This is a genomic window from Halorubrum sp. ASP1, assembly GCF_005435135.1.
GTDB classification, from domain to species: domain Archaea; phylum Halobacteriota; class Halobacteria; order Halobacteriales; family Haloferacaceae; genus Halorubrum; species Halorubrum tropicale.
The window spans coordinates 196,873-221,176 of record NZ_SGUA01000004.1 but is presented as its reverse complement, the minus strand read 5'-3'; the positions used below and the strand labels follow the sequence as shown (position 1 = coordinate 221,176).

Here is a 24,304-nt window from a genome sequence, read left to right as displayed (position 1 = left end):
GGTTATCGCCGGCGCTCCGAACCGGTTCGACGCCACACATTCAAGAGCGTCCCGACCCAACGACGCGTATGAAAATCCGGCAGAACATCCGCCACTGGGCCGCCAAGAAGGCGTTGACCACGCCGGTCGTCGGCGACGTCGCCAACGACAAGCTCGTCGACCTCCACACGAGCATCTTCCTCAACAAGGCCGACGAGGACCGCCGGGAGGAGCGCCGCGACCACCTCGACAGCTTCTTCGACGCGACGATGGACACCTACGTCGCCGCGTTGGAGGCCGACTTCCCGGAGGCCGAGGCCCGGGAGATCACTCACGTCCAGGCGAACTTCGACTTCTTCAACCACGGCTGGACGGAGATGATGGAGATCCCCGGCGACGAGCTGGAGGCCCACTACCGCCGGTACGAGTCCTTCTTCACCGACTACGGGATCACGATCGACGACCCGCTCGGCGACTTCCGCCCCCCGGATGGAATCGTCGACGCGCCGGAGACCCCGGAGAAGCTCGCCTCGCCGGAGTACGAGAACGCCCTGGCCGGCTTCGCGGACGACGTGTACGTCGAGACCGACGACGGCGAGACGGTCGTCGGCGGCGACACGGAGGAGCCGGACGAGGTCGACGCCGCGGCCGCGCCCGGGCTCGACGAGGACGAGGCCAGCGCCTGAGCGCCGTCGGGTCGACCGCCCCCCGGCTCCGCCGCCGCGGTCGTTCGATCCCTTTCGACTCGCCGACCACGTTTATAGTTCGCCGGGCAGAGGGAGGGGTATGAACCGCGGGCAATCGTTCCTGCTTCTCCTCATGGGGTCGGTCGCGCTGCTGACCCTCTTCGTCATTCTCCCGTTCGTCGAGTACGTCATCGCCGCGGCGATCCTCGCGTTCGTCCTCTACCCGTTCCACCGCCGGCTCTCGCGGTGGCTCCGGGCCCGCGTCTCGAAGCGCTTCGGACAGATGCTCTCGGCGCTGACGCTCATCTTCTCCGCCATCGTCGCGGTGATCCTCCCGCTCGCGTACATCTCGTGGGTGTTCGTGCGCGACCTCACGGCCATCGCCGCGGGCGACACCGCGATCAACGTCGCGGCGATCGAAGCGGAGATCGCGGCGCTCACCGGGCAGGACCCCGAGGTCGCCGACCTGCTCCAGACCGCCGGCGAACTGCTCGTCGAGGTCCTGTTCGGCGGGTTCAGCGGCGTCGTCACCACGGGGCTTCGGGCCTCGGTCGGGCTGTCGCTCGCGCTGTTCCTGCTCTACTACACGCTCATCGACGGGCCGGCGTTCGTGCGGTGGATCCGGGACACGAGCCCGCTGCCGCCCGACGTCACGGCGGACCTCGTCGACCGGATCGACGCGATGACGCGCGGGGTGGTGATCGGCCACATCTCCGTCTCGCTGCTTCAGGCCGTCATCGCCGGGCTCGGGCTCTGGGTCGCCGGGATCCCCAACGTGGTGTTCTGGACGTTCGTGATGGCGGTGCTGGCGCTTTTACCGCTCATCGGCGCCTTCTTCGTGTGGGGGCCCGCCGCGGCCTACCTCGTGATCATCGACCAGGTCACGGCCGGGATCTTCCTCGCGGTGTACGGCGTCGCGGTGATCGCGATGGTCGACAACTACGCCCGGCCGCTCGTCATCGACCAGCGGGCGCACCTCAACCCCGGGATCATCCTCCTCGGCGTGTTCGGCGGCATCTACTCCGTGGGCTTCACCGGGCTGTTCGTCGGGCCGATCGTGATCGGCGTGCTCGCGGCGACGCTGGAGACGTTCCGCGAGGACTACGACGCGATCTGACGGATTTAACCGCTCAGCCCGCGAAGGTCGCCCATGGCGACGACCGCGACCTCTCGGCTCCCGGACCGCCGCGACGCCCTCCTCATCGCCGCCGCGGCGGTCGCGGTCAACCTGATCGGCGCGCTCGGCGTCCCCTTCACGGCGACGCAGAGCGCGTGGTTCACGTCGCTGGAGCTCCCCGCCTTCTACCCGCCGGGCTGGGCGTTCGGCGTCGTCTGGTCGGTCCTGTACGCGCTGTGCGGCGCCGCCGCGGCCCTCGTCTACCTGGCCGGGCGCGACGGCGCGGCGCCGGCGGGGCGCGTCCGGACGGCGCTCGCGCTGTTCGGCGTCCAACTCGCCGTCAACGTCGCGTGGTCGCCGACCTTCTGGGGGCTCGAACGCGCCGACCTCGGCCTCGCCGTCCTCGCCGTCCTCCTCCCGCTCGTCGCCGCGACGATTTTGCTCTTCGACCGCGTCGACCGCCGGGCCGCGGCGCTGCTCGTCCCCTACCTCGCGTGGGTCTGCTTCGCGACCGCGCTCAACTACGCCATCTGGGCGCTCAACTAGGGATCTCCCCCGGCGTTCGTCGCGTCCGTCACCGGCGGCGGCCCGCGCTCCAGTCGCTCCGCGACGAACCGGCGCTCGGCCCGGCTCAGTTCGCCGTCCGTCTCACGGAACGCCGACAGCCCCCCGCGGTACCGCTCGGGGTCGACGTCGGCGGGCGCCCCGGCCGGGCGCTCGAGTTCCAGCTCGGCGATCCCGGTCCGCTCGCCCGTGTAGGCGAAGCCGCACTTGTGGCACGCCTCGTAGGCGAACGGGTTGTTCACGGCGATCTTCACGCGGTCGAAGCCGGCGACGGCAAGGTCGGCGACGGTCTCGCCGATCAGCTCCGGACCGATCCCCTCTCCGCGGCGCGCGGCGTGGACCGTGACGTACCGCAGCCGGCAGCAGTCGGGGTCAGTCCGGTCGGCCGAGAAGGAGACGGCCGCGATCACCTCGTCGTCGAACGCCTCGGGGTCGACCGTGTCCGGCAGCGGTTCGTCCGGCTCCCACCCCGGCGCCGCCGGGGACCCGTCCGGCGTCCGGATCACCGCCTTCCCCGGCCCGCCGACGACGAACTTGCCGGCGTACGCGAACGCTCGGTAGTCGAGCCGGAGGGTCTCCCCCTCGCCGGGCGGACACACGAGCGCGTACTCCATGGGGACCGTACGGCGGCGAACGGGTAAATAGGGTCGGTGGCTCTTTGTCCGTCGCGGCGGTCGGATCGCCCATGTACGGCCTCGGCGACGTGGACTTCTTCGACCGGATTGCCCCGCTGTACGACCTCGCGATGCCGCCGGCGGACGGCGAGGCGCTCGCGGCCGGCCTCGACCACGCGACGCGGCCGATCGAGCGCCTGCTCGACGTCGGCGGGGGGTCGGGCCGCGCGGCGGCCGCGCTGGCGGGCCCGGACATCGCGGTCGTCGACGCCTCCGTCGAGATGCTTTCGCGGGCGCGCCGCGGCCGCGGGCTCGCCGGCCTCGCCGCCGACGCCGGGCGCCTGCCGTTCCGCGACGCGAGCGTCGACGCCGTCACGGTCGTCGACGCCCTCCACCACCTTCCCGACCACGACGCCGCGCTCGCGGAGGCGGCCCGCGCGCTCGCGCCCGGCGGCGCGCTCGTGATCCGCGAGTTCGACCCGAGCCACCCGCTCGGGCGACTGCTCGTCGCCGGCGAGCACGCGATCGGCATGAACTCGCGGTTCAGGACCCCGGCCGACCTCGCGGCCGCGATGGACGGCGTCGGTCTCGACCCCCGGATCGTCGACCGCGGCTTCGGCTACACGGTGGTCGGCGTGCGGCGGTGAGTCGTCGCGCCCGAATTCACTACGCGGGGACACAGGCCACGAGCTCGCCGTCAACGGGGTCCTCGTCCGGGTCGCTCGTCCGTCTCACGACCCGTTCGTCGAGGTAATACCGCGCGGACTCCACCGCATCTTTCACACCCTCGCCGTTCTCCGTCTCGACCGTGACCGACCACACGGTCTCGACGCCGACCACGATCCGGTCGTCGCCGGCGTCGACCACTCGGACGGTCGTGGACGGCTCCGCGCCGACCGACGCTCGTTCGCCGTCGGCGTCAACGAGCCGATCGGAGACGTACTTCGGCTCATAGCCCGCGACGAACGACCGCGCTTCGGTCACGGACACCCCGTCCGGGAGCGGCACGCCGTAGTCCCGCGAAACGGGGCACTCCCCGGGACGTGAGCCGGTAAACTGCCGGCCCGGTTCACCGGTCGCGTCCGAATTACCCAGACAGCCGGCGAGGGGGACCCCGGCTCCGAGCAGCGCGACGAGCGCCCGACGCTTCACGCCGAGTGTTTAGAATTCGCTGGATAAGTGCTTTCCCCGGCGGTTCCGACGAGGAGCGGTTCCGTCGCCGCGAGTCAGTCGTGCGAAGCGCCGTGGGCGGCGTGGTCGTGGTCGTGCGACCCGTCGCCGTCGCCGGACTCGTCGTGGGTGTGTTCCTGGTCGTTGGAGCTCGTCTCGCCGAGCACCTCGGCGCCCTCGCCGTCGATCATGTCCATGTTCTTCAGGTTGTCGCGCTCCTCGAAGTCCTGGACCGCCTCCATCACGTCCGCCTGCGTGATCGTCATCCGGTCCTCGGTGAGCGCGCCGAGGACGGCCTCGCGGAGCACCATCCGGAGGTCGGAGCCCGTGAGCCCGCCGGTCCGGTCGGCCACCTCCTCGGGGTCGAAGTCGGCGATCTGCATCTCCTTCGTCACCACCCGGAGGATGTCCGCGCGCATGTCGCGGTCCGGCTTGGGGAAGTTGACGATCTCGTCGAAGCGGCGCCAGGCGGCGGCGTCGAGCTGGTCCGGGTGATTGGTCGCGCCGATCAGCAGCACCTCGTCGCGCACGAGCGACACCTCGTCGATCGACTTGAGGAGGGTGTTGACCGCGCGCTTCAGGGCGGCGTGCTCGTCCGAGCGGCGGGTCTTCGCCACCGAGTCGAACTCGTCGATGAAGAGGATACACGGCGAGAGCCGCTTGGCGACCTCGAAGCTCTTCTCGACGTTCTTCGAGGTCTCGCCGAGGTACTGGCTCGTGATCATCGAGAGCTTCACCTCGACGAACGGGAGCCCGAGCTCGTGGGCGAGCGCCCGCGAGACGGTCGTCTTCCCGGTTCCCGGCGGGCCGACGAACAGCAGCTTGCCGATCTCGCGGAGGCCGATCTCCGCGAGGTACTCGCGGTGTTCGATCGCCTTGACGATCTTCTGGATCTCGCCCTCCTGGTCGCCGGTCAACACGAGGTCGGCCAGCGTCGTCTCGATCTCCTCGGGCGCCCGGACGTTGACGAGGTCGAGCATCTCGCCGTCCTCGTCCTCGTCGAAGTACTCCGCGAGCAGCGCGTCGATCCAGACGCGGTCGGCCTGGACCGGCCGCACGTCCGCTCGGGCCTCATCGCGGGTCACCGGCGGTTCGAGGTCCTCGGCGGCCGCCATCGCGGCGACGACCGTCGGGTTCTCGGCGATCCGGTCGTCGTCCGCGCGGTCGCGGTACCACTCCAGCCCCATCGCGGGCTGGGTCAGCGAAATCTCGCCGGAGAACTCCGTGCGCTGGGTGAAGAGGAGGTCGGAAACCGCCTCCCACGGCCGCTCGACCCCGGTCGCGGTGCGCGTGGTCTCGTCGGTCGCCTTCAGCGGTCGCTCCACGCCGCCGGGGGCGTCGTCGACGGCGTCGGCCGACCAGAACACCTGCCGGAAGCGCGGGGTCAGGTCGTTCTCGTCGAGGTCGCGGTCCTGCGTGTAGAAGTGCGTCGTCAACACGAACTCGACGACGTCGAGCGCCGGGTCACTCATCCGCGCGAAGTAGCGCCGGGACGCGGTTAAGAGCGTCGAAGCACCGCCGGTCGCGGGCGGCCCCGCGGCGGACGCGACCGGACGCCGGAGCAGAGAGCGGGTAGCGCGGGTGCGGGCGTCCGGGGGCGCCGACGGCCGGGAGAGAGGCGACACTGGGGCGCGCGAGCGGCCGCGGTATCGAACCCTTATTAGCCCTGGTCCGCGACGTACCGCGCATGAGTTCCGAAGACGCGGCCGCATCGGGAGACCCCGCCGGCGACGGCGCGAGCGAGCCCGAGGACACGAGCGACGCAGACCACGAGAACGCGCTTCAGGACGTCATCGCCGTCGACCCCGACGACGTCGCGCAGGGGATGGTGAACCGGCTCGACGCGCACACCGGCGACGGGATCCGCCACCGCGCGTTCACCTGCCTCGTCTTCGACGGGGACGGACACGTCCTGTTGGCCCAGCGCGCGCCGACCAAACGCCTGTGGGACGGCCACTGGGACGGCACGGTCGCCTCCCACCCCGTCGAGGGGCAGTCGCAGGAGGAGGCCACCGAACAGCGGCTCGGAGAGGAGCTCGGCATCTCGCCCGACCAGTACGACGACCTGCGAGTGACGGACAAGTTCGAGTACAAGCGCTACTACCCCAACGAGGGCGTCGAGTGGGAGGTGTGCGCGGTGCTGAAGGTCACCCTCGACGACACCTCGCTCGACCCGGACGACGAGGAGATCGGCGGCATGCTGTGGGCCGACTACGACCACCTCCACGAGAACCCTGCACTGTACCGCCAGCTCCGCCTCTGCCCGTGGTTCGAGATCGCGATGCGGCGCGACTTCTCCTGAGCGGGCCGACCGGCGGGCGCCGGTCCCGCGGTTCCGCGCCGCGGTCGAACTCCCGCCGGACCGAAGCGGCGAGTTGAAGGCGCTCCCGCGCCGCGTTCCGATATGACCGTCGTCGCCCTGCTGGCGAACCCGCCCCGCGAGGGGCTCGTCGGAACCGCGATCGCCGAGTCGACGCCGCTGTCGCCCGCCGAGGCGGCCGACCTCTACGAGGCGCAGTTCCGCGACGCCGTCCTCGCGGTCGAGCGCTCGGGCGGCGAACTCCTCGTCAACTACCCCGACGAGGACGACCTCCCCGCCGAGTACCGGACCGAGACGAGCCCCGAGGCGGAGCTCCGGACGCTCGTCGCGGACACCCTCGGCGGCACCGACGAGGTCCGCTTCGAGCGGCAGGTGGGCTCCTCGTTCGGCGCGCGCGCCGGCAACACCGTCACGCACCTGCTGCGCGAGGAGGGCGCCGACTCCGTCGCGGTCGTCACTCCGACGGCGCCGCTGCTCTCGCGGACCGTCGTCGACTCGGCGGCGATGAAGCTGCGGACGACCGAGGTCGTCCTCGGCCCCTCGTCGAACGGCCGCGCGTACTACGCGGGGTTCACCGAACCGATCGACTTCGACGGCGCGTTCGAGGCGCCGGCGCTGCCGACGCTCGCGGAGCGCGGCCGCGACGCAGACCGCTCGGTGGACTTCGTCGAGCCGTCGCCCTCGCTGGAGACCGGCGACGACCTGCTCGACGTGGTGCCGATGCTCCGCGCGCGGTTCGCCGCGGAGCGCGTGGTGCCCGACTACACGGCCGCGTTCGTCCACGAGAAGGGGCTCGACGTGGTCGCCGAGGACGGCGAGGGGCGGTTGGTGCGAGACTGAGCGGTCGGGGCGGCGCGTCGATCGGTCCCTCGGATCCGACACCACTTAGTCGCCCGACGCCGAGCGGTCACGTGTGGTGGGATGGCAGAGTGGCCCATTGCGCCTGCCTTGAAAGCAGGTAGCCTCACGGCTTCCTGGGTTCGAATCCCAGTCCCACCGTAAGCGCGCAGCGCACACCGCGCGGCGCGCGCCACGTGCTGGACTCGAATCGGAGAGCGGTCGTCTTCCGGTGCGAAACTTAATATGGTTACTTCACCGTCCGGTCGGCCGATCGAGACTCGATGTCCGCTCGCGCGGTCCTAACTCCCGGAACCGCAACGACACCGTTGCTGACCCGGACCTCCCGATAACACTCGCGTCCGGTGTCGCGTGGTAGCGCGTGGCGCATTATCTTTAACAGGTTTCCGGTACATGTTCGTGATAGGTGATACAAGCATGAGCTACGAACTCGATCCGCTCCCGTACGAGTACGACGCGCTTGAGCCCCACATCTCCGAGCAGGTGCTCGAATGGCACCACGACACCCACCATCAGGGGTACGTCAACGGCTGGAACGCCGCCGAAGAGACGCTCGAAGAGAACCGTGAGTCCCACGACTTCTCTTCGTCTAGCGGAGCCATCCGCGACGTGACTCACAACTCCTCGGGTCACATCCTCCACGACCTGTTCTGGCAGAACATGTCGCCGGAGGGCGGCGACGAGCCCGAGGGTGAGCTGGCCGACCGCATCGAGGAGGACTTCGGCTCGTACGAGGCCTGGAAGGGCGAGTTCGAGGCGGCGGCCTCCGCGGCCAGCGGCTGGGCGCTTCTGGTGTACGACACGTTCTCGAACCAGCTCCGCAACGTCGTGGTCGACAAGCACGACCAGGGCGCGATCTGGGGCGGCCACCCGATCCTCGCGCTGGACGTGTGGGAGCACTCCTACTACCACGACTACGGCCCGGCCCGCGGCGAGTTCGTCGACAACTTCTTCGAGGTCGTCGACTGGGAGGAGCCGTCGGACCGCTACGAGCAGGCCGTCGAGCTGTTCGAGTAAGCGCGCCCGAGAGGACGCGTTACGCGCGTCGAGATCCGCATTTTTTCGCAGTACGTCGCCCGATCAGTGACCTCTCTCCGTACAGTGGTTGGTAGGTAGACGACCGGGAGAAACACCTCCGAAGCCCCAGCCGCTCGGCGTTACGCGATCAACGAGTGTGCGGTGAACGCTTCCAAAGCCCCAGCCGCGAGGGCTCGGTGCGCTCGTTGTCGTTCGAAAGGCGCGAAGCGCCTTTCGTGGTGACGAGACGCCGCAGGCGTCTCGAACCACGGTCCTCAGTCGCTCGCGCTGCTCGCTCCTTGCGGTCCTTACGTCGCGCGCCGTCGCCCTCGCGGCTGCCCCTTGGAGTTCCACCCGACCGCGACCGCACAGCACCTCACACCTCCCCAGCCTCGTCAGTCGCCGTCGCTTCGCTCCGGCGACTGACTCCCTCGCGCGTGCTCCTCGCGGCCGCCTTCGGCGGCCACTCGGAGGCACGCGCCACCGCACCGTCGAAATCGTATCGGCAGCGTTTACGGACGCGGTCGCGTATCGCTGCGCATGCCCGAACCGAAGTCGGCGTTCGACGCCACCTACCCGTGCGACTTCTACGAACCCGCGGAGCTGTTCGAGCCGGACCAGATGTACACCGTCCCCGAGATCGGTCGCCTGCTTCAGGGGTTAGAGCCGGACGCCGAGGTCGACCCGGACACCGAGGCCGTGCTGGTCGACTGGGCGGTCCCGTGGGTGATGGTCCACGCGGAGGAGATGGTCGTCGCCGAGCCGCTGACCGAGGACGGCCCGGGGTACTACGGGCTCGCGACCGACGCGGACCCCGAGCCCGATCCGGACGCCGACGCTGAGGCCGACGACGGCGACGGGTCGGCGTGACCGGGGATCGCTCCGACCCGCCGACCTACCTCGTCGCCGGGGGCTCGCGCGTCGACGCCGGGAAGACCACCTTCTCGGCGGGGCTGGTCGCGCACCTCGCCGAGCGCGCGGGCGACGCGGTCGGCGTCAAGCCCCGCGCCGGCAACGACTACTGGTTCGACCACGACGACTACCGGGTCGCGACCGACGCGGGCCGCCTGTACGGGAAGGACGCCCGCACGCTCGCGGCCGCGAACACTCGCCCGCTGGCGGCGCCCGACGACGCGTCGCCGTCGGCGTCGGCCGTCACGCCAGAGTCGATCAACCCGGTCCATCGGCTCTGGAAGCCGACTCCGGGCCGGACCGGGATGCTCGGCGACGCCGACCGCACCTTCCTCTGCGACCGCGTGACGACCGACGCCGGGACGCGGTTCGTCGTCAACGGCGCGGCCGCGGAGGCGGGGCTGCTCCCCGACGGACTGACCGACCGCCTGCCGCTGGCGGAGGCGACCCGCGTGCGCGACGTGCCCGAGTTCAACGAGGTGATGGCCGCGGCGCACCTACCGGCGATCGAGCGCCTCGCCGACCGCGTCGCCCGCACACCGGTCCCGGTCGTCGTCGAATCGTACGCCGACGTGGCCGGGACGCTGCCTCGCGACGGCCCGGTCGCGACCGACGCGGTCGCGGTCGTCGACCCCGGCCGCGCCCGGATCTACGCGGGCGACCGCTACGCGAAGGCCCGCGCGGTCGCCGCCGGCAGCCCGCGCGAGGGGACCCGCGAGGAGCACGTCGACGCGGTGACCGAGATGATCGAACCGCTCGCGACCGAGCCGCTCCCGGCGCTGTCCGGCGAGGTCCGCGGCGAGCCCGACCGCGTGGCGGCGGCGTACGAGCCGGCGTACGCGACGCTGGTCGATGCGGTCGAGAACTGAGAACCCGCCTGCGCGGTCTGCGCTCAGGCGTTCCGCTTCGTGTAGTGTTCCAGCGCGGACTCGATCGAAGAGAGCTCGGTCGTCACGCGGCTGTCCGCGACGCGCATGAAGCCGGGCGTGTACGACGACGAGTAGTCGAAGATGCGGTTGACGGCGCGCTTGGGGGCGGAGACGGCGCCGAAGTCGGTGACCGTGTACACGCGGGTGGTGGGGAAGGCGGTCCAGAACGTCCCGCTCGCCCAGCGGTCCTCGTCCGCGAACGCCTCGCCGACGCGGCCGGTCGCGACGTACTCGTCGTCCGCGTAGAACAGCAGGAGGTCGCCCGACTCCATCTTCTCGAACGTCGACCCGTTGCCGCTGTCGTCGTCGACGGCCCACAGGCGGGCCTCGTCGAGGTCGGCGAGGGGTTCGGGGCGATCCGGGTAGTCGGTGAGATCGACCGGCGTCCGGACCGTTCGGTCGAAGTTCTCCGGGTCGATCGGGACCAGGAAGACGTTCTCGCTCATTATCCGACGTTTCGCCGGCAGAGGTTTAAAGCCGTTCGTTGATGCGTCGGGTCACTCCCCGTAGTCGGCGTACAGGCGGTCCATCCGCGCCGCCATCACGAAGTCGGCGCGCGTCAGGCCGCCGACCTCGTGGCTCCACATCTCGATCCCGACCTCGCCCCACGACAGCGCGATGTCGGGGTGGTGCCACTCCGCCTCGGCGAGTTCGCCCACGTCGTTCGTGAACGAAAGCGCCGTCTCGAAGTCTGGGAACTCGTAGCTCGCCTCCAGGTGGTGCCCGTCGACGACCTCCCAGGCGTCGCCGAGTTCGTCGGCGTAGTCGGCGTACTCGTCTTCGGCGAGCGGCTCTCCGTCGTCGCCGGCCGGCTCGACCGGCTCGTCCGCGAGCGGTGAGGACATACCCCACGTTGGGCGACGGGGGGTTTGTACCTTCCGCGGGCGGAGGGCCGGCGCCCCCGACCGCCGAACGGGCGCGTGTCACTCACCGGAACCGCGAGAGCGCGTTCCGGAGCGCGCGCCGGGCCCGCGCGAGCCGACCGGCGCGCCCCTCCTCGGCGGCGTCCGGCGCCCCCGGCTCGGAGAGTTCCCAGCCGGCCTTCTCGGCGGCCTCGTCGACCCGGAGGAACTCGTAGCCCGTCTCGGTCGCGACGCGCTCGTCCGCGCGGGTGGTGCCGACGAACACGTACCGCGGGGCGGCGCTCTCGTCCCGGACGTCGGCGAGCGTGCCCCACTTGTCCCAGCTCCGGAGCGCGTAGTCGTTCTCGACGCCGTGTTCGCGGGCGAACGCCGCCACCCGGTCCGCCTCGTTCGCGACGACGCCGACGTGGCGGCTCCACCGGCGCGCGTCGGCGAACGCCGCGGCCGGGTCGGCGAGCGAGCGCGCGGCCCCGAGCGAGAAGACGAGCGTCACGTCGCCGTCGCCGGGCTCCGTCGCGTCGATTCCCATCTCGGTCGGACTCAGGCGGGCGCCGGCCTAAACGCTGTGGGGAGGCTTTTGTCGGGGCGCCGCGTCGCTCCCGACGATGGAGTTCGAATCCACCTTCGGCACGGCCGCGCCGCTCCTCGGCATGGTGCATCTCCCGCCCCTCCCCGGAGCCCCCCGGGCGCCGGACGACGGGCGCGCGGCGATGCGCGCGGCGATCGATCGGGCCGCGAGCGACGCGCGGGCGCTCGACCGCGGCGGCGTCGACGGCGTCGTGATCGAGAACTTCGGCGACGCGCCGTTCTACCCCGACGAGGTCCCGCCGCACGTCGTCGCGGGCGTGACCCGCGCCGCGACCGCGGTCGCGGCCGAGACCGACCTCCCGCTCGGGGTCAACGTCCTCCGGAACGACGCCGAGGCCGCCCTCTCCGTCGCCGCCGCGGTCGACGCCGACTTCGTCCGCGCGAACGTCCACACCGGCGCCCGCGTGACCGACCAGGGGATCCTCCAGGGGCGCGCCCACGAGACGCTCCGGCTCAGGGAGCGCCTCGGCGTCGACGTCGGCGTCTTCGCCGACACCGACGTGAAACACTCCGCGCCGCTGACGCCCGAGGGGTACACCGCCGAGTCGTTCGCCGACACCGCCGAGCGCGGCCTCGCCGACGCCGTCATCGCCTCCGGCTCGGGGACCGGCGAAGCGGTCGACGCCGGCGCGCTGGAGTCGGTCGTCGCGGAGCGCGAGCGCCACGGCCTCGACACGCCCGTCCTCGTCGGTAGCGGGGTCACCCCGGAGACCGTCGCGGACCTGCTCTCGGTCGCCGACGGCGCGATCGTCGGCACCGCGCTCAAGGCGGGCGGCGAGACGACCGCCCCGGTCGACGCCGACCGCGTCGCGGACCTCGTCGCGGCCGCCGACGAGGCGCGGTAGCTCCCGCCGGCCGCCCCGCGCGCCCGCCCGGCCGCTACGGGTTCCCGTCGGGCCCGAACCCGCGCTCGGCGAGGAACGCCTCGACCTCGTCGCGGGTCGGGAGCCCAGGCTGCGTGAACCGGCTCGTGCAGTTGATCGCGGCGACGGCGGCCGCGAACCGGACGCCGGAAGCGACGGCCTCGCGGTCGGCCGAGGGCTCCCCCGGCTCGTCCGCTCCCCGCGGTTCCCCCGCGAGCCACCGGTCGATCAGCCCCGCGGTGAAGGCGTCGCCGGCGCCGGTCGCGTCGACCGTCTCGACGTCGAACGCGTCGAACCGGGACGCCTCGCCGCCGGCGACGGCCGTCATCCCGTCCGCCCCGCGCGTGAGGACGGCGCGGGGCCACGTCGGGCCGCGGCGCGACAGGGTCCCGGGCCCGGCCTCGGGGTCGGCCGCCCGACGCTGCGCGGCCGCGACCCGCTCGACCGCGGCCGCCGCCGAGCCGAAGAACGCCCGGGCGGCGACGCCGTCCGCGACGAACAGGTCGGCGCGGTGGAGGAACCGGTGGACCGTCGTCGGCTCGGTGCCGCGCCCGACCAGCTCTTCGACGGCCCCGGAGAGGTCGAAGACGAGCGCGGGCGGGGCGTCGCCCGAGTCGGGCGAGGGCGCGCCGTCGGCCCCCGAGGCAGAGCGCTCCCGGAGCGACTCCACCCGGTCGAGGATCCGCCGCGCCGCGCGGTCGGGCGCGTAGGCCGTGAGGAAGACGACGTCGGCGTCCGCCATCGCCGCGAGCGCGTCCGCGCCCGGACGGAGCCCGCGGAAGCTCTCGCCCGCGGTGACGATGGCGCGCTCGCCGTCGGGGTCCCGGAGGATGAGCGAGCGCGTGTGGGCGGCGTCGCCGACGGCGACGTGGGTCCCGTCGACACCGGTCTCGTCGAGGTACGCCAGCGCGCGGCGCCCGTACTCGTCGTCGCCGACGCGGCTGACGAGGCCGGCGTCGCGGCCGAGGCGGTCCAGCGCGACCGCGACGTTGGCGCCGACGCCCCCGAACGCGGAGGTGACCTCGTCGGCGAACGCGCCGCCGTCCGGCTCCGGGAGGTTGCTGACCGCGTACCACTCGTCGATGGCCGCGGCGCCGACGGAGAGGACGGCGGGGGTCTCGTCGGCCGCGCGGTCGTCGGCATCGCCCCCGCCGCCCGCGTGCGGTCCCGTCGTCACGACTCGCGGAAGAAGTCGTCGTGGACCGCCATCGCGGACTCGACGGCGACCGGTCCCTCGACGGTCGTGTCGCCGTCGGCGCGCCGGATCACCTCCTCGAGGGGGATCGGCACCACGTCGCCGGAGAGCTCGCCGAGGGTCTCGCCGTCGACGCCGAAGACGACCCGCCCGACGCCCGCGTAGTGGATCGCCGTCGCGCACATCGGGCACGGCTCCGTGCTGGCGTACATCGTACAGGCCGCCAGCTCGTCGGCGTCGAGCTCGCGAGCCGCCCAGCGCGCGAGGGTCAACTCGGGGTGGGCCGCCACGTCGCCCTCGGTCCGCGTCTCGTTGTGCGCCTCGCCGACGACCTCGCCGTCGACGACGAGCAGCGCGCCGAACGGCGTGTTGCCGGCCTCGACCGCCTCCTCGGAGAGCCTGATCGCTCGCTCGACGTACTCCCGGTCGGTCGGATCCTCGGGGAGGTCGTCAGGGGACCGGAACTCGCCGTCGCCGGACGCGTCTGTCATACGCCCCTGTTCGCCCCCGGGTACCTAACGGTTGGTACCGCCCCCGTCGGACGGCTTCGTGCGGTCGTCGTCCGGCGCGCGCCCGCCGCCGTCCGCGTCGTCCGGAGTCCCCGCGTCCTGTGACCGCCGCACGTCGCGGAGGGCGTCGACCGCGTCGTCGGTGGCGCTCGCGGTGCGCGTCTCGGTCGCTCCGGCGGGGTCGAGCCCGTCCGGCTCGTCGCCGTCGCTCGCGTCTCCGTCGTCGCCGTCGCTCGCGTCTCCGTCGTCGCCGCTCGCTCCCGCCTCGTCGTCCGATTCGCCCGCGTCGGTCGCGTCGTCGTCCGCGCCGAAGAGCCACGCGCGGAGCGCGTCGATGAATCCCATGTGTGGTCCTCGTCAGTAGTTCCGGAACAGCAGCGCGCGCACGTCGTCTTTCGTGCGCGCCGTCTCGACGCTCCCGTCCGGGAGGTCGACCTCGTACCGCGCGTCGCCGTCGGCCTCGCGCCACTTGTCCGCGTGGGTGTCGAGGAGGCTCATCATCGCGTCCAGCTGGCCGGCGCCGCCGTCGTCGCTCCCGCCCGCCGGGTCCTCGCTCGCGTCGCCGTCGCCGTCGTCGTCAGCCTCAGTCTCGTCGCCGCCGTCGTCGTCCGCATCAGCTCCGTCGTCGTCTTCGGTCGCTCCGCTTCCGTCGACGGCGTCGTCCGCGCCGTCCGCGGCGTCGTCGATGTCGACGTCCACGCGCGAGAACGGGTCCGCGGCGAGGGCGGCCGCCGCGTCGAGGATAGCGTCGATCAGCTCGTCTTTCGTCATCTCGCTGCGGCCGGTGACCTCGAAGGCGGCGGCGATGTCGGACAGGTCCATCGGGTCGTCCGGGTCCGGGTCGCCGCGGCGGCGGTTCCGCGCCGCCAGCAGCTCCCGGGCGTGGGCGCGGTCGAATGGCGAGGCGTCGCCCGCGGCCGCCGACTGCTCGCTGCCGTCGTCGTCGGTCGCCGGCGCCGCGACGCGGTCCGGGTCGTCGACGGCGTCCGCGAGGTCGAGCAGGTACGCGAGCGCGTCCTCGCGGTCGACGGAGGCGTACGGGCCGGCGTGGGCCGCGGCCAGCTCCGCGCGGAGCGCTTCGATCCGGTCGGCGTGGTCCTCGGAAATGTCGAGCGTGGGCATGGTGTGGGTGGGGTCCTGTCGACCGCTACTGGTCCTCCTCGAAGCGCGCGAGCGCGTCCGCCCAGCTCTCGGCGAACCGCGGATCGCCGGAGTGGTCGGCCTCGACGTCGGCGTAGCCGCACTCCTCGCAGGCGACGGCGGTGGCGGCACCAAGCGACAGCGACGACAGCGCGGCGCCGCAGCGGGGGCACTCGGGCGTCACGGATTCTCGCGTGGAACCTCGTCGCCCGCGGTGAAAAACGCACGGGTCGGCGGGGTCGACCGCCGACCGCTCCGGTCGAGCGCCGCCGCCCGGCCGGGACCGCCGGGGTAACAGTCATTACACTCGGCGGAAACGTTCGCGTATGAGCGAAGCGGACGCAGAGAACGTCCTCATCGAGTACTACCGCCGATACGTCGGCGACCCAGACCGGACGATCGACGTGTACGCGGGGTTCGGGCTGTTCTCCGCCGGAATCGCCCTCGGGGTGATCGGGGTCGTCGTGTTCCTCTACAGCGCGACGCTGGACCCGACCGCGCTCTCGACGTACGCGGTCCGCGAGGTCGCGGCCGTCGCCGCCGCGGCCGGGCTCCCCGCCCTGCTGTTCGGCATCGTCGTCCTCCTCCCGGTCGACCGCCGAATGCTGTACCTGGCGGGCGTCGGCGTCGCGATCACCCTCGTCGGCACCGCCGCGTTCACCTGGGCGTACCCGCGCAACTGGAACGTCGTCGCAAACCCCGACTACAGCGCGCAGATCGTCGCGGGCTACACTCTCGGGCTGGTCGCGGTCATCGGCGCGACGGGCGGTGCCTTGGTCGCTCACCGCGTCGAGCGCGCCGCGGGCGGCGCGGTCGAGGGCGGCACGTCCGAGGCCGGGAGCGGCGCCGCGGAGGCGGGCGGCGGGTCCGGCTCGGACGCCGGCGGCGACGGCGAGGCGGTCACCGAGGAGTCGGTCCGCGCCGACATCGAGCGCGAGCTGTCGGACGCGGAGCTGACGTGGGGCGGCGTCGAGCGCTCCGAGACGCGCCGGCTCGAACTGAACACGGGCGCGGTCGACGACGCGGACGTCGACGCCGAGAAGCTGGCGGGCTCCGCGACCGAGACGCGGACGACCTCCGGCGCGGTCAACGACGCGGTCTCGGAGCTGAAGGGGCTCCAGGGCGGCGACGTGAAGACCGACAGCGGGCAGGGGACCGACGACCAGGCCGCGAAGCTCCGCGAGCTGCGCGAACAGCAGCGGAAGGAGGCCGAGGAGGCCGACGAGGACGAATCGGTCGTCGACAGGATCAAGGGGCTGTTCGGCTGAGCGCGTCGGCCCGCCGTCGTTCGTCCATTTTTATACCCCCCGCCGCGTAGGACGGGCGTGTCCAGCGTCACCGTCAGCATCGACCCGCACGTCCACTCGGAGGGGAGCTACGACGGCCACGAGCCCGTCGAGCTAATCTTAGAACACGCGGCCGAGATCGGCCTCGACGCGGTCGTCGTCACCGACCACGACGTGATCCGGGAGTCGAAGCGCGCGGCCGAGATCGCCCCCGAGTACGGGCTGATCGGGATCCCCGGCGTGGAGGTGTCGACCGCGCACGGCCACCTGCTCGCGGTCGGCGTCGACCGGATGCCGCCCCGCGGGCGCCCCTACGCCGAGACGGTCCGCTGGGTCCGCGACCGCGGCGGCGTCGCGATCGTCCCCCACCCGTTCCAGCGCTCGCGCCACGGCGTCCGCCAGCGCAACATCCCGACGCCCGGCCCGGCCGACGAGGCGGCGGCGACCCCCGACCCGGCCGGCGAGGCGCCGGGCGAGGCGGCCGGGTCGGAGGCTCCCCAACCGAGGCCGAACGGCGGGGCGACCTCCGAACCGGGGGCGGCCACCGAGGTCGACGCCATCGAGGTGTTCAACGCGTGGCTGTTCACCGGGTACCGGAACCGCCGCGCGCGGCGGTTCGCGGCGGAGCACGGCTACCCCGGCGTTGCCGCGAGCGACGCGCACCACCTCCAGTACGTCGGGCGGGCGTACACCGACCTGACGATCGAGGGCGCCGAGTCGGTCCGCGAGGTCACCGCCGACGACGTGCTGACGGCGATCCGCCGCGGCACGACGACGGTCGAGGGGCGACGCGCGCCGATCCGGATGGCGGCGAAACACTACGTCGGCGCGGCCGGGCGCCGGTCGGCCTACTACGCGCGGACCGGCGCCGCGCGGGGCGCGCGCGCCACCAAGCGGACCGCGGTCGACGGCGCCGTCGCCGCGAAGGTGGCCGCGCTCCAGTCGGCCCACCGCACCCGGCGCCTCCTCTCCTGGTTCGCCTGACGGACGGCGCGGAGCGACGGAGCGGCACAGCGTCGGAGCGGCGCGAAGCGGTCGGCGGCCGGAGACGACGGCGCCCGCGCCCGCGGAGAACGGGGTTTTTGCCCGCGGCCGCGAATGTGATCCCATGAGCCACGACAGACGCGAGTCCGGGTTCAAGCGGCGGACCCGGGTCGCGGACGCGAGGGCGACGCTGCTCGACGCCGTCACGCCCCACGACCGGACGGAGTCGGTCCCGGTCGGAGCGGCGGACGGCCGCGTCGTCGCCGAACCGATCGACGCGCCCGCGCCGGTGCCGGGGTACGACCGGGCCGCGATGGACGGGTACGCGGTCCGCGCGAGCGACACCTTCGGCGCCGGCGACCGCTCGCCCGCGGTCCTCGCGGCCAAGCCCGCCGAGGCCGACGCCGTCGCGCCCGGCGAAGCCGCGCGCGTCCACACCGGCAGCGCGGTCCCCGAGGGCGCGGACGCGGTGGTGATGGTCGAACAGGTCGAGTCGGTCGGCGACGAGGTCGAGGTGTTCGACGCGGTCGCGACCGGCGAGAACGTCGGCGAGGCCGGCGAGGACGTCGCGGACGGGCAGCGCCTCTACGAGCCCGGCCACGTCCTGCGCCCCTCCGACCTCGGCCTGTTGCGCTCGGTCGGCCTCGACGAGGTGACGGTCCGGGAGCCGCCCGAGGTGGCCGTCGTCCCGACCGGCGAGGAGCTCGTCGAGTCCGACCCCGGCCCCGGCGAGGTGATCGAGACGAACGGCCTCACCGTCTCCCGGCTCGTCGAGCGCTGGGGCGGCGAGGCCCGGTACCGCGACGTGGTCACCGACGACCCGGACGCGCTCCGCGAGGCGGTCGCGGCCGACCTCGACGCCGACGTGGTCGTCACCACCGGCGGCTCCTCGGTCGGCGAACGGGACCTGATCCCCGAGGTCGTCGACGGCCTCGGCGAGGTGCTCGTCCACGGCGTCGCCCTGAAGCCGGGCCACCCGGTCTGCCTCGGGGCGGCCGAGGGGACGCCGATCGTCTCGCTGCCCGGCTACCCGGTCGCGTGCATCGTCAACGCGGCGCAGTTCCTCCGCCCCGCGCTGAAGCGGGCGGGCGGGACCGACGCCGACCCGTTCCCGACGCGCCGCGCGACGCTCGACCAGAAGGTCGCGAGCGAGCCCGGCGTGCGGACGTTCGCGCGGGTGTCGCTCTCCGAGCCCGACGAGGCCGAGGCGACTGACGGCGACGGCGACGACGCTCTCCCGACCGCGACGCCGACGCGCGCGAGCGGCTCGGGGATCCTCTCCAGCGTCGCGCTCGCCGAGGGGTGGGTCGTCGTCCCCGAGCCGCGGGAGGGGCTCGACGCCGGCGAGCCCGTCGACGTCGAGCTCTGGGAGGTGACCGAATGAGCGACCGCAAGGAGTTCCGCGACCTCGCGACCCCCGAGGCCGCCCGCGAGGCGATCGCGTCGCTCGACCTCTCGCCCGCGCCGGAGACGGTCCCGCTGCGGGAGGCGCGCGGGCGCGTCCTCGCCGAGCGCGTCGACGCCGCCGTCGACGTGCCGGGGTTCGACCGCGCCTCGATGGACGGGTACGCGGTGCGGGCGCGCGACACCTTCGGTGCCGATGAGGCCGACCCGGCAGAGCTCGACCTGGTCGGCGCGGTCCACGCGGGCGCGGAGCCGGACGTGACCGTCGAACCGGGGACCTGCGCCGAGATATCCACGGGCGCGGTGATGCCCGACGGCGCCGACGCGGTCGTGATGGTCGAGCGGACGGACGAGGTCGGCGGGGACGATGCCGGCGACGGGGACGGCTCCGCCCGAATCGCGGTCCGCACGTCGGTCGCGCCGGGCGACCACGTGATGCCCGCGGGGACCGACATCGCCGCCGGCGCCCGCGCGCTCGGCCCCGGGACGCGGCTGACGCCCCGCGAGATCGGGTTGCTGTCGGCGCTCGGCGTCGACGAGGTCCCGGTCGAGGGGCGCCCGCGCGTCGGCATCGTCTCGACCGGCGACGAGCTCGTCCGCCCGGGCGAGGAGCTCGACCCCGAGCGCGGCGAGATATACGACGTGAACTCGACGACGATCGCGGCGGGCGTCGAGGAGGCCGGCGGCGAGCCCGTCCTCTACCCGCACGCCGGCGACGACTACGCGGAGATGGAACGGCTGCTCCGCCGCGCGGCCGACGAGTGCGACCTGGTGCTCTCCTCGGGGTCGACCTCCGCGAGCGCGGTCGACGTCATCTACCGCGTGATCGAGGCGCGCGGCGAGCTCCTCCTCCACGGCGTCGCGGTCAAGCCCGGCAAGCCGATGCTCGTCGGGCGGCTCGACCGCACCGACGGGGCGGACGACTCACGGGGCGCCGAGTCGGCGTACATCGGGCTCCCGGGGTACCCGGTCTCGGCGCTCACCATCTTCCGGACGTTCGTCGCGCCCGCGATCCGCGAGGCGGCCGGGCGGGACGAGCCCGCGACCGCGACCGTCGAGGGCCGGATGGGCGTCGGGGAGCGGTACGGCGAGGGGCGCCTGCGGCTGATGCCCGTCGGCCTGCTCGACCTGGACGACGGCAATCGCCCGCTCGTCTACCCGGTCGACAAGGGGTCGGGGGCGACGACGAGCCTCGTCGAGGCGGACGGCGTCGTCGCGGTCGACCCCGACACGGAGTACCTCGACGCCGGCGAGACGGTCTCGGTCGACCTGTTCTCGCCCGACGTGCGCCCGCCGACGCTGCTCGGCGTCGGCGAGGACGACCCCGCGCTCAACCGCCTGCTCGACCGGCTCGCGAACCCGCGGTACCTCGCCGTCGGCTCTCGCGAGGGGCTCCGCCGGCTCCGGGACGGCGTCCCCGACGTGGCCGTGACCGCGGGCCCGACCGACCGCGACGTCGACGCCGCGGTCCTCGGCGGCTGGACCCGCGAGTGGGGGCTCGTCGTCCCCGAGGGCAACCCGGACGACGTGAGCGGGCTCGCGGACCTCGTCGACCGCGACCTCCGCCTCCGCAACCGCCCGACCGTCTCGGGGCTCCGGCGCAGCCTCGACGCGGCGCTCGACGACCTCGCGAACGACCGCGACGCCGACCGCCGCGACCTCGCCGAGCGGATCGACGGCTACGAGCGGACCGCGAAGGCGTTCGAGAGCCCGGTCCGCGCCGTCGTCGCCGGCGACGCGGACGCCGGGCTGGGCCTGCGCGAGACGGCGGAGCGGCTCGGCTGTGACTTCGTCTCGCTCGGCGAGCAGTCGGTCGCCGTGCGGGCCGCCCCCGACCGCGCGGACCGCGAGCCGGTCGCGGCGCTGGCGGCGGCGCTCGGCACGGGCGCCGGAGACGGCGCGGACGCCGACGACGACGCGGCCGTCGACGAGGCCGGGCCGGCCCTCGACGCGATCCTGGCCGACCGCCCGGGCTACTCGCGGAACAGCCGGAACGAGCCCTGACCGACGACGACCTCCGACCGGTCCCCGTCGTTCGCGCCGTCGTCCGCGGCCGCCTCGCCCCCGTTTCCGGCGGTGGTGACCGTCATCTCGCTGACGCCGATCGAGCCGCCCGCCCGCACCACCTCGGCCTCCGCGCGGAGGTCGCCGTTCGCGGGGCGGAGGTAGTTCGCGTTGAGGTTCACCGTCGCCACGCCGCCGTCGAGCGGGTCATCGAACGTCGTGCGCTGAGCCACGCCGCCGGCCGTGTCGATCAGCGTCGCCGCCACGCCGCCGTGGATCGTCCGCCCGTCCGCGTTGGTGAGCTTGTCGTCGAAGGGGACCGAGAGGACGACGCGGCCGCGTTCGATCGTCTCGACCGACGTGTTCAGCCACGAGAGGTAGCCGTGCTCGTCCTCCAACTTCCGCTCGACGAACTCGATCGCCGCGTCGGGCAGCGGGTCCATCTCGGCGATGTCCGTGCGGTCCATGTTCCCGGGCAGACGCCGGGCCGGCTTGTACCCCCCGGAAACGCGAGACAACCGGCCGGCGATTCCCGCCGCCGCTCACCCGACGCCGAGGCGGATCGGGTCGCCGCTCGGGACGACCTCGACCGTCACCGGCTCGCCGACGGCGAACTCGCGGTCCGGACAGACCACCTTGACGCCGAACCGGTCGGTCCGCGACGCGAACAGTGACAGTCCGACGACGCGCTCGCCGTTCGCGAGGACGTCGACGGCGTCCCACTCGACGCGCGGCGCGCCGCCCGCCGCCTCGTGGTCGGCCGCGGTACCGATCCGCGTGCCGAGCAGCGACACCGCGTCGCCCGGTCCGAGCGAGCCGCCGCCCGCGCCGTCCGCCGGCCTCGGGGCGTGCGCGAACGTTCCGCCGCCCGCGTAGTGCGTCAGCCCGCCGTCGAGCGGGACGCCCTCGTCGCTCGCGAGCGCGGCGAACGCCGGCCCGGCCCCGGAGCGGCGCGGCCCGTCGAGGACGACGTGGGTCGGCCCGCGCTCGACGACGGCGCCCGTCCCGTCCCAGGCGACCGGCTCGACCGGGGCGTCGACGGCGACCGGGAGGGATCCGCTGGCCCGGAGGGGGTCCGCGCCCGGGGCCCGGAAGCCGAGGTGGACGTGGTCGTCGACCCACTGGCCGAAGAAGCCGGAGCGCGTCGTCGGGCCGAGCGCGTCCCCGACGGCGACCCGGTCTCCGGGTTCCACCTCGGGGATCACGTGGAGGATCCGCGCGACGGTTCCCGGGGGCACGCCCGCCCGCGCGCACCACCCCTCGTCGAGGTCGACGACGATCAGGTGGTCCTCCGCGGCCGCGTACGGGCGGTCCGGACAGCCGACGGTACGGACGTGACTCACGACCCCGGCGACCGGCGAGCGGCCGACGCCGTCGCCCGGATAGAGGTCGACGGCGCGGCCGCGGTCGTGGGCCGGGTACGGGGAGTTGAACCGCGAGAACTTCTCGTACCGGCGGACGACCTCGCCGGGGAGCGCGACGGTCGTCCCGGGCGGGTCGGCTCCTTCGGTCTGCGGTCCGGTCACGCGTCCGCCGCCTCCATCCCCTCGACGAGGAACTCCGCCCCGCCGGCGTCGGACTCGGCGACCGAGAGCGACCACCCGTGCGCCTCGACGATGTCGCCGACGATGGCCAGCCCCAGGCCGGTCCCGCCGCCGAGCGACACGCCGCGCTCGGTGACGCGCTCGCGCTCGGCCGCGGGGACCCCGGGACCGTCGTCGCCGACCGCCAGCGCGACCCGGTCGCCGTCGGCCTCGATCGAGACGGTGACGGCGACGTCCTCGCCCGCGTGGTCGACGGCGTTGCGGAACAGGTTCGAGACCAGCTGTTCGAGGCGGTCGCGGTCCGCCAGCACCGTCGCGTCGCCGCCCTCGACGGTCAGGGTCGCCTCGGCGGTCTCCAACCGCGACCAGACGCGCCGCACCGTCCCGTCGAGCGAGACGCGGTCGAGCTCGTCGACCGTCTCGCCGGCAGTCGCCAGCGCGAGCAGCCCCTCGATCATGTCGTCCATCCGCTCGTGGGCGTTCGCCGCCCGCTCCAAGGCGCCGTCGGGGTCGTCGCCGCGCTGGCGGGCCAGTTCGACGCCCGCCGACGCCGCGGCGAGCGGGTTGCGCAGGTCGTGGGAGACGACGCCGGCGAACTCCTCTAAGCGCTCGTTCTGCCGTTCGAGCTCGGCCTCTCGGCGCTCCAGCTCGGCCTGGCGCTCCTCGCGGGCGGTCACGTCGCGCAGCAGGAAGACGTGGCCGCGGTCGGTCCCCCGGGGGTCGGTGATCGGGTTCTCCTGGATGTCGAACTGCCGGCCGTCGATGGCGATCGGGTGTTCGACGCCGACCTCCAGGCGCGGGAACACCTCCGACAGCGAGGACCCGACCGCGTCCGGCGGGAGGATCGCCTCGGCGGCGGGGTTCAGGTCGCGGATGCGCCCGTCGGAGCCGGAGACGATCACGGGGTCCTGCATCACCTCGACGGCGGTGTCGCGCGCGACGACCGCCGCGTCGAGGGTGCCGAGCCAGAAGACGGTCCCGTAGAGGAACACGCCGTGGATCACGAACGCCGTCGGCAGCCACGAGAGGTTCGCGTAGCTCCCCACGTCGACGAACGTCGCGATGCCGGCCAGGAACGGGAACAGCGTGCCGAGCAGGACGACGAACGTCTGGAGCCGGTACCGGTTCCCCGTCCGTTCGTAGAGGTCGACGACGAGGAACGCGCCGGCGACGCACAGCCCGTACGCGAGGAGGACGAACAGGCCCCCGGCGGGACCGAGCCCGTAGCCGAGCAGCGTGAACGGACCCTCCGTCACCGGCGCCACGGAGCGGCGGGCGAGGCCGTGGGTGGCGCTCGACCACGCGAGCAGAACCCAGACGAACGCGGGGGTCGCGAGCGCGACGATCCGGTTCTCCGTCCGCCAGCGGTCGTGGCCGGTGAACGCCAGGGCGAAGAGAGTCCAGAGCACGGGGAGCGCGCCCATGAGCGGCGTCGACAGGTTGAGCGCGACCCTCATCGCGACCTCGCCGGGCGCGGCGACCCGGAGGGCGTACAGGAGCGAGGCGCCGCCGCCGCACAGGAGGTAGAGCGCGACCTCGATCCCGCCGGGCTCGTCGCGCTCCCGCCACGCGACCCGGCCGAGCCAGAGCCCGATGCCCCCCGCCAGCAGGCAGGCGGTCAGGTACGCTTGGACCGGAAGCGCGCCCAGATCGCTCATCGATACCTGTACCACTTCCAGGGCCGACAAAACTGTTGTGTCACGCGGTCGCCCCCGCGCCGCCCGAGACTTCGCCGTCGTCGCGCGGTCTCGCCGGTCG

General features: G+C 73.3%; 28 protein-coding genes and 1 tRNA gene. 15 read left to right on the top strand and 14 right to left on the bottom strand.

The features are described from left to right. Nucleotides 1-68 precede the first annotated feature (68 nt). The 3 genes from EXE48_RS07985 (at nt 69) to EXE48_RS07975 (ending at nt 2,328) form a co-directional block, all read left to right on the top strand. Nucleotides 69-665, top strand: a complete 597-nt coding sequence (locus EXE48_RS07985) for a DUF6149 family protein (protein ID WP_053772112.1) — start codon at nt 69-71, stop codon at nt 663-665. A gap of 100 nt (nt 666-765) precedes the next feature. After that, a complete protein-coding gene (locus EXE48_RS07980) occupies nt 766-1,782 on the top strand; it encodes an AI-2E family transporter (RefSeq protein ID WP_053772111.1) in 1,017 nt (338 codons plus the stop codon). 33 nt (nt 1,783-1,815) lie between these two features. Further along, on the top strand, nt 1,816-2,328 hold the full coding sequence (locus tag EXE48_RS07975; protein ID WP_137711170.1) for a TspO/MBR family protein: 513 nt from the start codon (nt 1,816-1,818) through the stop codon (nt 2,326-2,328). On the opposite strand, the gene EXE48_RS07970 is transcribed toward EXE48_RS07975, so the two are convergent. Then, nucleotides 2,325-2,960, bottom strand: a complete 636-nt coding sequence (locus EXE48_RS07970; RefSeq protein WP_137711169.1) for a GNAT family N-acetyltransferase — start codon at nt 2,958-2,960, stop codon at nt 2,325-2,327. The two genes, EXE48_RS07975 and EXE48_RS07970, sit on opposite strands and share 4 nt — an antisense overlap. Nucleotides 2,961-3,031: 71 nt before the next feature. On the opposite strand from EXE48_RS07970, the gene EXE48_RS07965 reads away from it, so the two are divergent. After that, entirely contained in the window at nt 3,032-3,607 is a 576-nt protein-coding gene (locus EXE48_RS07965; RefSeq protein ID WP_053772108.1) for a class I SAM-dependent methyltransferase, read from the top strand. Nucleotides 3,608-3,626: 19 nt separating this feature from the next. Here EXE48_RS07965 and EXE48_RS07960 read toward each other — a convergent pair whose 3' ends face one another. Continuing rightward, nucleotides 3,627-4,112 carry a hypothetical protein gene (locus EXE48_RS07960; protein ID WP_053772107.1) on the bottom strand — a complete coding sequence of 162 codons (486 nt, stop codon included), beginning with the start codon at nt 4,110-4,112 and terminating at the stop codon, nt 3,627-3,629. Nucleotides 4,113-4,186: 74 nt separating this feature from the next. Continuing rightward, nucleotides 4,187-5,602: an ATP-binding protein gene (locus EXE48_RS07955; protein ID WP_137711168.1), complete on the bottom strand. Its 1,416-nt coding sequence runs from the start codon at nt 5,600-5,602 to the stop codon at nt 4,187-4,189. Nucleotides 5,603-5,817: 215 nt separating this feature from the next. Between EXE48_RS07955 and EXE48_RS07950 the strand changes: the two genes are divergently transcribed. The 6 genes from EXE48_RS07950 to EXE48_RS07925 all read left to right on the top strand — a co-directional run bounded on the left by EXE48_RS07950 (nt 5,818) and on the right by EXE48_RS07925 (nt 10,106). Then, a complete protein-coding gene (locus EXE48_RS07950; protein WP_137711167.1) occupies nt 5,818-6,432 on the top strand; it encodes an NUDIX hydrolase in 615 nt (204 codons plus the stop codon). 102 nt (nt 6,433-6,534) lie between these two features. Then, nucleotides 6,535-7,290, top strand: coding sequence for a DUF2064 domain-containing protein (locus EXE48_RS07945; protein ID WP_053772104.1), 756 nt, complete (start codon nt 6,535-6,537; stop codon nt 7,288-7,290). A gap of 75 nt (nt 7,291-7,365) precedes the next feature. After that, a tRNA-Ser gene (locus tag EXE48_RS07940) sits at nt 7,366-7,449 on the top strand. A gap of 276 nt (nt 7,450-7,725) precedes the next feature. Next, nucleotides 7,726-8,325: a superoxide dismutase [Mn] gene (sod, locus tag EXE48_RS07935; RefSeq protein ID WP_053772103.1), complete on the top strand. Its 600-nt coding sequence runs from the start codon at nt 7,726-7,728 to the stop codon at nt 8,323-8,325. A gap of 540 nt (nt 8,326-8,865) precedes the next feature. After that, the gene (locus EXE48_RS07930) at nt 8,866-9,195 is read left to right on the top strand and encodes a DUF5827 family protein (protein WP_053772102.1); all 330 of its coding nucleotides are present in this window, start codon (nt 8,866-8,868) and stop codon (nt 9,193-9,195) included. Further along, nucleotides 9,192-10,106: an ATPase gene (locus tag EXE48_RS07925; RefSeq protein WP_053772101.1), complete on the top strand. Its 915-nt coding sequence runs from the start codon at nt 9,192-9,194 to the stop codon at nt 10,104-10,106. Before EXE48_RS07930 ends, EXE48_RS07925 begins: the two co-directional genes overlap by 4 nt. 23 nt (nt 10,107-10,129) lie before the next feature. Here the strand turns inward: EXE48_RS07925 and EXE48_RS07920 are convergent, their stop codons facing one another. The 3 genes from EXE48_RS07920 to EXE48_RS07910 form a co-directional block, all read right to left on the bottom strand. Further along, nucleotides 10,130-10,612 (bottom strand): hypothetical protein, encoded by a 483-nt coding sequence (locus EXE48_RS07920; RefSeq protein WP_137711166.1) that lies wholly within the window; start codon nt 10,610-10,612, stop codon nt 10,130-10,132. A gap of 51 nt (nt 10,613-10,663) precedes the next feature. Further along, the gene (locus EXE48_RS07915) at nt 10,664-11,011 is read right to left on the bottom strand and encodes a 4a-hydroxytetrahydrobiopterin dehydratase (RefSeq protein WP_137707189.1); all 348 of its coding nucleotides are present in this window, start codon (nt 11,009-11,011) and stop codon (nt 10,664-10,666) included. Between the two features lie 82 nt (nt 11,012-11,093). After that, the gene (locus EXE48_RS07910) at nt 11,094-11,558 is read right to left on the bottom strand and encodes a DUF7124 domain-containing protein (protein ID WP_053772098.1); all 465 of its coding nucleotides are present in this window, start codon (nt 11,556-11,558) and stop codon (nt 11,094-11,096) included. Nucleotides 11,559-11,634: 76 nt separating this feature from the next. Here EXE48_RS07910 and EXE48_RS07905 point away from each other — a divergent pair, with 76 nt between their 5' ends. Further along, the gene (locus EXE48_RS07905) at nt 11,635-12,462 is read left to right on the top strand and encodes a BtpA/SgcQ family protein (protein WP_053772097.1); all 828 of its coding nucleotides are present in this window, start codon (nt 11,635-11,637) and stop codon (nt 12,460-12,462) included. Between the two features lie 34 nt (nt 12,463-12,496). On the opposite strand, the gene EXE48_RS07900 is transcribed toward EXE48_RS07905, so the two are convergent. Genes EXE48_RS07900 through EXE48_RS18735 form a run of 5 tightly spaced genes read right to left on the bottom strand, consistent with a single transcriptional unit; the run spans nt 12,497 to nt 15,508 of the window. Then, on the bottom strand, nt 12,497-13,657 hold the full coding sequence (locus EXE48_RS07900; RefSeq protein ID WP_137711165.1) for a carbohydrate kinase family protein: 1,161 nt from the start codon (nt 13,655-13,657) through the stop codon (nt 12,497-12,499). Continuing rightward, nucleotides 13,654-14,166: a nucleoside deaminase gene (locus tag EXE48_RS07895; RefSeq protein WP_137707546.1), complete on the bottom strand. Its 513-nt coding sequence runs from the start codon at nt 14,164-14,166 to the stop codon at nt 13,654-13,656. The genes EXE48_RS07900 and EXE48_RS07895 overlap by 4 nt, the downstream gene beginning before the upstream one ends. Nucleotides 14,167-14,190: 24 nt before the next feature. Beyond that, nucleotides 14,191-14,529: a hypothetical protein gene (locus EXE48_RS07890; RefSeq protein WP_053772094.1), complete on the bottom strand. Its 339-nt coding sequence runs from the start codon at nt 14,527-14,529 to the stop codon at nt 14,191-14,193. 12 nt (nt 14,530-14,541) lie between these two features. Next, the gene (locus EXE48_RS07885; protein WP_137711164.1) at nt 14,542-15,306 is read right to left on the bottom strand and encodes a Rho termination factor N-terminal domain-containing protein; all 765 of its coding nucleotides are present in this window, start codon (nt 15,304-15,306) and stop codon (nt 14,542-14,544) included. Nucleotides 15,307-15,331: 25 nt separating this feature from the next. Next, the gene (locus EXE48_RS18735) at nt 15,332-15,508 is read right to left on the bottom strand and encodes a hypothetical protein (RefSeq protein WP_199236358.1); all 177 of its coding nucleotides are present in this window, start codon (nt 15,506-15,508) and stop codon (nt 15,332-15,334) included. Between the two features lie 142 nt (nt 15,509-15,650). Here EXE48_RS18735 and EXE48_RS07880 point away from each other — a divergent pair, with 142 nt between their 5' ends. The 4 genes from EXE48_RS07880 (at nt 15,651) to EXE48_RS07865 (ending at nt 21,002) form a co-directional block, all read left to right on the top strand. Next, on the top strand, nt 15,651-16,592 hold the full coding sequence (locus tag EXE48_RS07880; RefSeq protein WP_137711163.1) for a cell division protein CdpA domain-containing protein: 942 nt from the start codon (nt 15,651-15,653) through the stop codon (nt 16,590-16,592). A 57-nt stretch (nt 16,593-16,649) separates the two neighbouring features. Next, complete coding sequence (locus tag EXE48_RS07875) at nt 16,650-17,594, top strand: CehA/McbA family metallohydrolase (protein ID WP_053772091.1); 945 nt, start codon at nt 16,650-16,652, stop codon at nt 17,592-17,594. A gap of 124 nt (nt 17,595-17,718) precedes the next feature. Continuing rightward, nucleotides 17,719-18,978 (top strand): molybdopterin molybdotransferase MoeA, encoded by a 1,260-nt coding sequence (locus EXE48_RS07870; RefSeq protein WP_137711162.1) that lies wholly within the window; start codon nt 17,719-17,721, stop codon nt 18,976-18,978. Beyond that, nucleotides 18,975-21,002: a molybdopterin biosynthesis protein gene (locus EXE48_RS07865; protein ID WP_053772089.1), complete on the top strand. Its 2,028-nt coding sequence runs from the start codon at nt 18,975-18,977 to the stop codon at nt 21,000-21,002. The genes EXE48_RS07870 and EXE48_RS07865 overlap by 4 nt, the downstream gene beginning before the upstream one ends. On the opposite strand, the gene EXE48_RS07860 is transcribed toward EXE48_RS07865, so the two are convergent. The 3 genes from EXE48_RS07860 to EXE48_RS07850 all read right to left on the bottom strand — a co-directional run bounded on the left by EXE48_RS07860 (nt 20,972) and on the right by EXE48_RS07850 (nt 24,204). Further along, nucleotides 20,972-21,469, bottom strand: a complete 498-nt coding sequence (locus EXE48_RS07860; protein ID WP_137711161.1) for a PaaI family thioesterase — start codon at nt 21,467-21,469, stop codon at nt 20,972-20,974. The genes EXE48_RS07865 and EXE48_RS07860 overlap by 31 nt on opposite strands. Before the next feature lie 75 nt (nt 21,470-21,544). Further along, nucleotides 21,545-22,528, bottom strand: a complete 984-nt coding sequence (locus EXE48_RS07855; protein ID WP_053772087.1) for a DUF8155 domain-containing protein — start codon at nt 22,526-22,528, stop codon at nt 21,545-21,547. Further along, a complete protein-coding gene (locus EXE48_RS07850; protein WP_053772086.1) occupies nt 22,525-24,204 on the bottom strand; it encodes a sensor histidine kinase in 1,680 nt (559 codons plus the stop codon). The genes EXE48_RS07855 and EXE48_RS07850 overlap by 4 nt, the downstream gene beginning before the upstream one ends. Between the last annotated feature and the right edge of the window lie 100 nt (nt 24,205-24,304).

Excerpts from the sequence above, each read along its gene's own strand:
- EXE48_RS07985 (WP_053772112.1), top strand. The coding sequence starts at position 69 with ATGAAAATCCGGCAGAACATCCGCCACTGGGCCGCCAAGAAGGCGTTG.
- EXE48_RS07980 (WP_053772111.1), top strand. The coding sequence starts at position 766 with ATGAACCGCGGGCAATCGTTCCTGCTTCTCCTCATGGGGTCGGTCGCG.
- EXE48_RS07975 (WP_137711170.1), top strand. The coding sequence starts at position 1,816 with ATGGCGACGACCGCGACCTCTCGGCTCCCGGACCGCCGCGACGCCCTC.
- EXE48_RS07970 (WP_137711169.1), bottom strand. The coding sequence starts at position 2,960 with ATGGAGTACGCGCTCGTGTGTCCGCCCGGCGAGGGGGAGACCCTCCGG.
- EXE48_RS07965 (WP_053772108.1), top strand. The coding sequence starts at position 3,032 with ATGTACGGCCTCGGCGACGTGGACTTCTTCGACCGGATTGCCCCGCTG.
- EXE48_RS07955 (WP_137711168.1), bottom strand. The coding sequence starts at position 5,602 with ATGAGTGACCCGGCGCTCGACGTCGTCGAGTTCGTGTTGACGACGCAC.
- EXE48_RS07950 (WP_137711167.1), top strand. The coding sequence starts at position 5,818 with ATGAGTTCCGAAGACGCGGCCGCATCGGGAGACCCCGCCGGCGACGGC.
- EXE48_RS07945 (WP_053772104.1), top strand. The coding sequence starts at position 6,535 with ATGACCGTCGTCGCCCTGCTGGCGAACCCGCCCCGCGAGGGGCTCGTC.
- sod (WP_053772103.1), top strand. The coding sequence starts at position 7,726 with ATGAGCTACGAACTCGATCCGCTCCCGTACGAGTACGACGCGCTTGAG.
- EXE48_RS07930 (WP_053772102.1), top strand. The coding sequence starts at position 8,866 with ATGCCCGAACCGAAGTCGGCGTTCGACGCCACCTACCCGTGCGACTTC.
- EXE48_RS07920 (WP_137711166.1), bottom strand. The coding sequence starts at position 10,612 with ATGAGCGAGAACGTCTTCCTGGTCCCGATCGACCCGGAGAACTTCGAC.
- EXE48_RS07915 (WP_137707189.1), bottom strand. The coding sequence starts at position 11,011 with ATGTCCTCACCGCTCGCGGACGAGCCGGTCGAGCCGGCCGGCGACGAC.
- EXE48_RS07910 (WP_053772098.1), bottom strand. The coding sequence starts at position 11,558 with ATGGGAATCGACGCGACGGAGCCCGGCGACGGCGACGTGACGCTCGTC.
- EXE48_RS07905 (WP_053772097.1), top strand. The coding sequence starts at position 11,635 with ATGGAGTTCGAATCCACCTTCGGCACGGCCGCGCCGCTCCTCGGCATG.
- EXE48_RS07895 (WP_137707546.1), bottom strand. The coding sequence starts at position 14,166 with ATGACAGACGCGTCCGGCGACGGCGAGTTCCGGTCCCCTGACGACCTC.
- EXE48_RS07890 (WP_053772094.1), bottom strand. The coding sequence starts at position 14,529 with ATGGGATTCATCGACGCGCTCCGCGCGTGGCTCTTCGGCGCGGACGAC.
- EXE48_RS07885 (WP_137711164.1), bottom strand. The coding sequence starts at position 15,306 with ATGCCCACGCTCGACATTTCCGAGGACCACGCCGACCGGATCGAAGCG.
- EXE48_RS07880 (WP_137711163.1), top strand. The coding sequence starts at position 15,651 with ATGAGCGAAGCGGACGCAGAGAACGTCCTCATCGAGTACTACCGCCGA.
- EXE48_RS07870 (WP_137711162.1), top strand. The coding sequence starts at position 17,719 with ATGAGCCACGACAGACGCGAGTCCGGGTTCAAGCGGCGGACCCGGGTC.
- EXE48_RS07865 (WP_053772089.1), top strand. The coding sequence starts at position 18,975 with ATGAGCGACCGCAAGGAGTTCCGCGACCTCGCGACCCCCGAGGCCGCC.
- EXE48_RS07860 (WP_137711161.1), bottom strand. The coding sequence starts at position 21,469 with ATGGACCGCACGGACATCGCCGAGATGGACCCGCTGCCCGACGCGGCG.
- EXE48_RS07850 (WP_053772086.1), bottom strand. The coding sequence starts at position 24,204 with ATGAGCGATCTGGGCGCGCTTCCGGTCCAAGCGTACCTGACCGCCTGC.